General features: G+C 74.5%; 6 protein-coding genes. 3 read left to right on the forward strand and 3 right to left on the reverse strand.

The window, feature by feature from the left end:
* Window positions 1-18 precede the first annotated feature (18 nt).
* On the reverse strand, window positions 19-606 hold the full coding sequence (locus ADK60_RS05670) for an NADPH-dependent FMN reductase (protein WP_053643743.1): 588 nt from the start codon (window positions 604-606) through the stop codon (window positions 19-21).
* 156 nt (window positions 607-762) lie between these two features.
* Between ADK60_RS05670 and ADK60_RS05675 the strand changes: the two genes are divergently transcribed.
* From ADK60_RS05675 to ADK60_RS05685, 3 genes are all read left to right on the forward strand, one after another.
* Window positions 763-1,653 carry a pirin family protein gene (locus tag ADK60_RS05675; protein WP_063783052.1) on the forward strand — a complete coding sequence of 297 codons (891 nt, stop codon included), beginning with the start codon at window positions 763-765 and terminating at the stop codon, window positions 1,651-1,653.
* Window positions 1,650-2,885, forward strand: coding sequence for an MFS transporter (locus tag ADK60_RS05680; protein WP_053643747.1), 1,236 nt, complete (start codon window positions 1,650-1,652; stop codon window positions 2,883-2,885). Before ADK60_RS05675 ends, ADK60_RS05680 begins: the two co-directional genes overlap by 4 nt.
* Before the next feature lie 122 nt (window positions 2,886-3,007).
* Window positions 3,008-3,700 (forward strand): TetR/AcrR family transcriptional regulator, encoded by a 693-nt coding sequence (locus tag ADK60_RS05685; RefSeq protein WP_045940310.1) that lies wholly within the window; start codon window positions 3,008-3,010, stop codon window positions 3,698-3,700.
* Window positions 3,701-3,843: 143 nt separating this feature from the next.
* Here ADK60_RS05685 and lepB read toward each other — a convergent pair whose 3' ends face one another.
* A complete protein-coding gene (lepB, locus tag ADK60_RS41520) occupies window positions 3,844-4,932 on the reverse strand; it encodes a signal peptidase I (protein ID WP_079008080.1) in 1,089 nt (362 codons plus the stop codon).
* 165 nt (window positions 4,933-5,097) lie between these two features.
* Window positions 5,098-6,179 (reverse strand): helix-turn-helix transcriptional regulator (locus ADK60_RS05695; RefSeq protein ID WP_159400319.1); only part of this gene is annotated, 1,082 nt, incomplete at its 5' end.

Here is a 6,179-nt window from a genome sequence, read left to right on the forward strand (position 1 = left end):
GGTGCTGCTGCCGGAGCGTCAGCTGCGGGCCGCGCGCTCCGCCTTGGCGTCGATCTTCTCCTGGAGCGCGGTCAGCAGGCCCTGGAGCAGGCCGATGGTGGTCTCGTCGGTGAGGTTGCCCTCCTCGTCGAAGCGCTCGTGCGCCCGGAAGACGATGACCTCGGGCTTCACCACGACGTCGGTCTCGGTCCAGACGAAGACCTGGCGGAGCGCCAGCTGGGCGCGGACGGTGCCGAAGTTGGTCGGCGCGGCGCCGAGGATGGCGGTCGGCTTGCGGTGCAGCGGCAGGCCCTCGGTGCGGGTCCAGTCGGTGCTCAGCCAGTCGATGGCGTTCTTGAGCACGCCGGGGATGGAGTAGTTGAACTCGGGGGTGGCGATCAGCAGGCCGTCGGCCTCGGCGACCCGGCGGCGCAGGTCCTCGACGACGGCCGGGCGCAGCTCGGGGGTGTCGAGGTCCAGGTCGTACGGCGGGATCTCGCGCAGGCCCTCGTAGATCTCGATCTCCTGGCCGCCCGGGTTGAACTTCTGGGCGGCCTTCAGCAGCCGGGTGTTGTGCGAGTCGGCGCGCAGCGAACCGGAGATGGCGAAGATCTTGGACGCGGTCATGACGTACTCCTCGGTGGTGATGTGACTACCGGTGTGACCACCGGTGCTGTGGTGACTGTCGGGGTCGACACCGAGAAAACTAGACGGACCAGTTCATCCTGTCAACTGAACTGTTCAGTCTTGACACTGAACCGAATGGTGTAGTTCAGTCGATCCATGACCACGACACCCGTGCACACCGCCCCGGCAACCGGCCGCTCCGTCGCCCGCGTCGTCCCCCCGTTCCACACCTTCGAGGGCGCGGGCTTCCCCGTCCGCCGCCCCTTCCCCACTGCCGAACTGCCCTTCCTCGACCCGTTCCTGATGGTCGACCAGGTCGGCCCGGTGGACCTCGCCCCCGGCGAGGCCAAGGGTGCTCCCCCGCACCCGCACCGCGGCTTCGAGACGATCCAGTACGTCATCGACGGCGACATCGCGAACGCCGACTCCCGGGGCCACCGGGCCGTGGTCCGCGGCGGTGGCGTCCAGTGGCTGACCGCCGGCTCGGGCATCGTCCACGAGGCCCTGCCCACCCCGGAGTTCCTCGCCGCCGGCGGCCGCCAGCACATGCTGCAGATCTGGGTGAACCTGCCCGCGCGGCTCAAGGGGCTGCCGCCGCGCAGTCAGAACGCCGAGGCCGCCGACCTGCCCGTGGTCCGCACCGCCGAGGGCGCCGAGCTGACCGTGCTCGCCGGGGCCACCCACGGCACGGCCTCGCCCTTCGAGACCCACACCCCGCTCCTGGTGGTGCACGCCCGGCTCGCGGCCGGCGGCTCGGCGACGTTCACCGCGCCGGCCCACCACACCGCCGCGTTCCACACGCTGACCGGCCGGGCCGAGACCGCCGGCGTCCCGCTGCCCGACGGCCACCTCGCCGTCCTCGACCACGACGGCGAGGGCTTCACGGTCCGGGCCGTGGACGGGCCGGCCGAGGTGCTCGTCCTGGCCGGCGAGCCGATCGGCGAACCGGTCGCCCGCAGCGGGCCGTTCGTGATGAACACGGTGGCCGAGCTCCACCGGGCCCAGCAGGACTTCTCGCGCGGTCTGATGGGCCGGATGCCGGTATGAGCGCCTTCCCGGCCCGGCTCGCCGCCCGACCCACCGCCGCCCTCGGCCTTGCCCCCGCCGCCCGCCACCGTGGTGCCACCACCGCGCCGGGCCGGCGGGCGCCGGGGACGACGGCCGCGGCGCTGCTGATCGCCGCCGCCGCGAGCGGGATCTCCGGGCCGAGCCTGGCCCTGCCCGCCGCCGCCCACGCCCTGCACGTCCCGACCGCCTCGGCGGCCTGGCTGATGACCGCGTACGGCCTCGGTCTGCTGGTCGGCACCCCGTTGCTGTCCGCCACCGCCGGACGGCGCGGCCCCGCCGCCCTGGTCCGGGCCGGCGCGGCGCTGGTGGCCCTCGGCGCCGCGATCGTGCTGGCCTCGCCCTCCGCCCTGCTGCCACTCGCGGCGGGGCGGGCGGTGGAGGCCGCCGGGGCGGCGGGGCTGACCGTCGCGGCCTTCCGGATCGCCGGCCGCGACCGCTCCGGCCGCTCCACCGGGCTGGTCGCGATCGGCAACGCGGCCGGCGGCACGCTCGGCCTGTTCGTCGGCGCGGGCGCCGCGCAGCTGCTCGGCTGGCGGGCCGCGCTGGTCATGCCGCTGCTCGCCCTCGCGGCGCTCCCCGCCGTGCTGCGCCCGGCCGAGCAGGCCGGACAGGCAGAGCGGGCAGGGCAGGCAGCGCACGCAGGGCAGGTCGGACAGGCCGGACAGGCCGGGAGCGCCCGGCCGGGAACGCCCGACGGGCGGTTCCGCGACGCCCTGCCGCTGGGCCTGCTGCGGCGGCCCGACTTCCGCCGCCCGGCCCTGCTCATGCTCGCGCTCGCCACCGTCAACTTCGCCCTGGTCTACGGCGCACCGCGCCGGGTGACCGCCCTCACCGGCTGGGGCCCGCTGCCCACCGGCGCCGCGGTCGCGTCCGTGGCGCTCACCGGCGCGCTGCTCTCCTGGCAGCTGGTACGGCTCGCCCCGGCCCTGGGGACGGGACGGGTCCGGGTGCTGCTGGCGACGGGATCGGTGGCGGCGGCCACCGCGGCGGCGTTCGCGCCGTGGCCCCCGGTCGTGCTGCTCGGCTCGGCACTCAGCTCACTGGTCACGGCCGGCGGGCAGGGGGTGCTCACGGGTTCGGCGGTCGGCGGGCTCGCGCCGGAGCGGCAGGGCGGCGCGATCGGCCTGTTCAATCTGGCCTTCCCGGCCGGCGTCGCCGCAGGTCCGGGCCTCGCAGGCTTTGCGGACCAAACGGTTCAGTTCCTATACTGAACGGTCCAATCACCCGGACCGGTCACTACCACCCCAAACGGTCGGTACCATCCCGTCGCAGTAGCCCACCCCCGCCAGGGAAGCCCCCTTCCCACCCCCGACGCAGGACGAAGGACGGACGCATGGGAGCCGAGCGCCAGGACGCCACCGACGAGTACGGGATGCCGATCATCCCGGCGCCGGGCGACGCCGCGACCCGCAAGCGCCAGGCGATCATCGACGCCGCCCTCGCGGAGTTCCTCGCCGAGGGGTACTCGGCCGCCTCGATGGACGTCATCACCAACCGGTCCGGCGTCTCCAAGGCCACCATCTACAAGCACTTCGGCAGCAAGGAGCGCCTGTTCCTGGCCGTCGTCAGCGGTGTGCTGCCCAAGACCTACGCCGACCTGACGCCGCCCGCCCGCGCCCTCGCCGCCGCCCCGGACCTGCGCACGGCCCTCGTCCGGCACACCACCGAGCTCGCCCGCATCCTGCTGCGCCCCGAGATCATGCTGCTGCGCCGCCTGGTGATCGGCGAGATCGACCGCTTCCCGCAGCTCGGCCAGCTCTGGTACCTGGTCACCTACGACATGAACAACGGCCCGCTGGTCGAGATGCTCACCGACCTCACCGCCAAGGGCGAGCTGCACGTGCCGGACCCGAAGCTCGCCGTCCAGCAGCTGGTGGCCTGTACCGTCGGCATCCCGCAGCTGGTGCACACCTTCGCCCCGGCCACGCCGGTGGACGATGCCGAACTCGCCCGCACCATCGGGTCCGGAGTCGACCTCTTCCTCGCCCGCTACGGCCGTCCCCCCGGCTGGCACGGCCCGGCCTGACCGGCCCTCGTCCGCCGTCGACCGCTGTCGGCCGCCCCACCGAGCGGCCCGCCGCCGGCCCCGGCCCCGGGAGGACCGGGGCGGAGACGGCGGCGGCGGACGGGTACGACAGGCACCTCGGGCGCCCGGACCTCGGCATCACCTCAGCGCTCGGCGTCCCCCGCCCGCTCGGACTGCTCCGCCCGCTCGGTCCACTCCGTGCGCTCCTCCTTCTCCGCCTTCTCCGCCCGGCGGCGCTGCCGCAGCACGAACGGGACGGCCGCGGCCAGCAGGGCGGCCTCCGGTGCCGAAGGCTCGGCCGGGCCCTCCCCGCCACGCCCGCCGAGGCCGTCCGGAGCCCCCGCCGCGAGGCCCTTCTGGTCGAAGGTGTCCGGCACCGGCAGGGTGTCCCAGCGGGACAGCGGCCAGGCGATCACGAAGGCCCGGCCGATCACGTTCTTCACCGGCACGAACCCGCCGCCGGGCTCGTTGACGTGGAAGCGCGAGTCGCGCGAGTCGTTGCGGTGGTCCCCCATCACCCACAGGTGGTCCTTGGGCACCGTCACCGTGCCCACCGGCGCGTCACCGCACGGCGTCGCGCCCGGGTACAGGTACGGCTCGTCCAGCGCCGCGCCGTTGACCTTGACCGGGCCGCCCTCCCGGCACTCGACGGTGTCGCCGCCGACCGCGATCACCCGCTTGATGAGGTCCTTCTCGTTGTCGGAGGGCAGCAGGCCGACCGTGCCGAGCGCGGTCCGGATCCCCTCGACGAACGCGTTGCCCTTGACCCGGGGCACCGAGTCCAGCCAGCCGCCCGGATCCTTGAAGACCACCACCTCACCGCGCTCCGGCTCGGCGCCGAACCACGGGGTCAGCTTGTCGACCAGGACCCGGTCGTCCTTCTCCAGCGTGTGCTGCATCGAACCGGAGGGGATGGAGAACGCCTGGACGAAGAAGGTCTTGATGCCCAGTGAGAGCAGCAGGGCGATACCGATCAGGATCGGCAGCTCCTGCCAGAACGGCCGCTTCTTCTTCGCCTTGCCGTGCCTGCCCTTGCGGTCCTCGTCCGCACCGCCGTCCGGGCCGCCGTCCGTACCGCGGGCCTTGCCGCCGTCCGTGCCGCCGTGCTCGCCGCTCTCCGCGCCTCCATCGGCGCCGCGGTCCCCGGTGGCCGTGGCCGCGGCCGCCACCTCCGGGGCCTCCCCGTCGCCCTGACCACTTCCCGCCGAACCGGCGGTCTCCTCCACGCTCATCCCTGGCCCCCTCCGGACGGCCCGGCGGGCCCCCGTGCGGGACCCCCCGTTGTCAGCTAACGATCGACGGTTCCCGCAACCGGGCAGGGCCGACCCCCGACCGCCCCGCCCGCCACCGACCCGTCCGCCACCGACCCGTCAGAACGTACACCCCGGACCCCGCCGCTACGACACCCCGCCACCCAGCATGATCCGCGCGACCAGCTCCCGCCGGCTGGCCACACCGGCCTTGGCGAACACCGACTTCAGATGGTCCTGCACCGTGTACGGCTTCATCGCCAGCAGCCGCGACACGTCCCGGGTGTCGCACCCCCGCACCAGCAGCAGCGCCACCTCCTGCTCCCGCGCCGTCAGCCCGTACGCCGAGAGGTACAGCGGCATCGCGTCGGCGGGCGTCGCCGGGGCCGCCACCACCGTCACCAGGTCCTCGGCGCCGCCCTTCAACGCCGAACCGTGCAGCACGTACCAGCGGCCCTCGCCGTCCTGCACCCTGATCTTCGACTGCGGCACCGGCAGGCCGTGGGCCACCCGGCGGGCCTGCTCGGCGGCCATCGCGACGGCCGTGGGCACCCGCAGCGAGGTCCGGCTCGGGTCGGAGAGCCGACCGAGCAGTTCCTCCGCCGGACCGGAGATCGCGATCGGCCGGTTCCCCCGGCCGAGCACCACCACCGCCGGACCCGCGTCCGCCGCCCGGCCCGGTCCCACGTCGGCCGCCGGCACATGACAGGCCCTCAGCGCATGGCCGAGGTGCCGCGCGGCGAGGTCCGCGAGCTCCCGGTGCCGGGCCAGGTACGGCCCCCGCCCCGGCACCCGCAGGAAGACCGCGCACCCCCACATTCCGCCGTGCGCGTCGAACACGGCCCGCAGCTCGTCACCGAACCCCGCCGGCCGGATCTGCTCCCGGAACCGCACACTCTCCGACAGCCGCCCCCGGGTGGCCCGGCTCAGCGTCTCCGCCCGCACCCCGCTGCGCCGGATCGCCGAGAACGTCGCCACGTCGTCCGCCCACACCTCCAGACGCACCGCGTTCTCGAACCCCTCCAGACTGAGGTCGTCGCTGAACACCGAGTTCACCAGCCCGGTCGCCGGATCCGCCGAGTGCCAGCAGACCGCGTCGTACTCCAGGACCCCCCGCAGCAGCTCGTCCGCCCTGCGGAACACCCCCTCGGCCCCCAACCCCGCTCCGGCAAGCTCCCGCAGCCCCTCGATCGCCTGCTGCGCCGCCACCCCACGTGCCCCACGTGATC

The sequence above is a fragment of the Streptomyces sp. XY431 genome (assembly GCF_001279805.1).
In the GTDB taxonomy this organism is placed as follows: domain Bacteria; phylum Actinomycetota; class Actinomycetes; order Streptomycetales; family Streptomycetaceae; genus Kitasatospora; species Kitasatospora purpeofusca.

Bases quoted from the DNA above. Each gene is read 5' to 3' on its own strand.
- ADK60_RS05670 (WP_053643743.1), bottom strand. From the start codon at position 606: ATGACCGCGTCCAAGATCTTCGCCATCTCCGGTTCGCTGCGCGCCGAC.
- ADK60_RS05675 (WP_063783052.1), top strand. From the start codon at position 763: ATGACCACGACACCCGTGCACACCGCCCCGGCAACCGGCCGCTCCGTC.
- ADK60_RS05680 (WP_053643747.1), top strand. From the start codon at position 1,650: ATGAGCGCCTTCCCGGCCCGGCTCGCCGCCCGACCCACCGCCGCCCTC.
- ADK60_RS05685 (WP_045940310.1), top strand. From the start codon at position 3,008: ATGGGAGCCGAGCGCCAGGACGCCACCGACGAGTACGGGATGCCGATC.
- lepB (WP_079008080.1), bottom strand. From the start codon at position 4,932: ATGAGCGTGGAGGAGACCGCCGGTTCGGCGGGAAGTGGTCAGGGCGAC.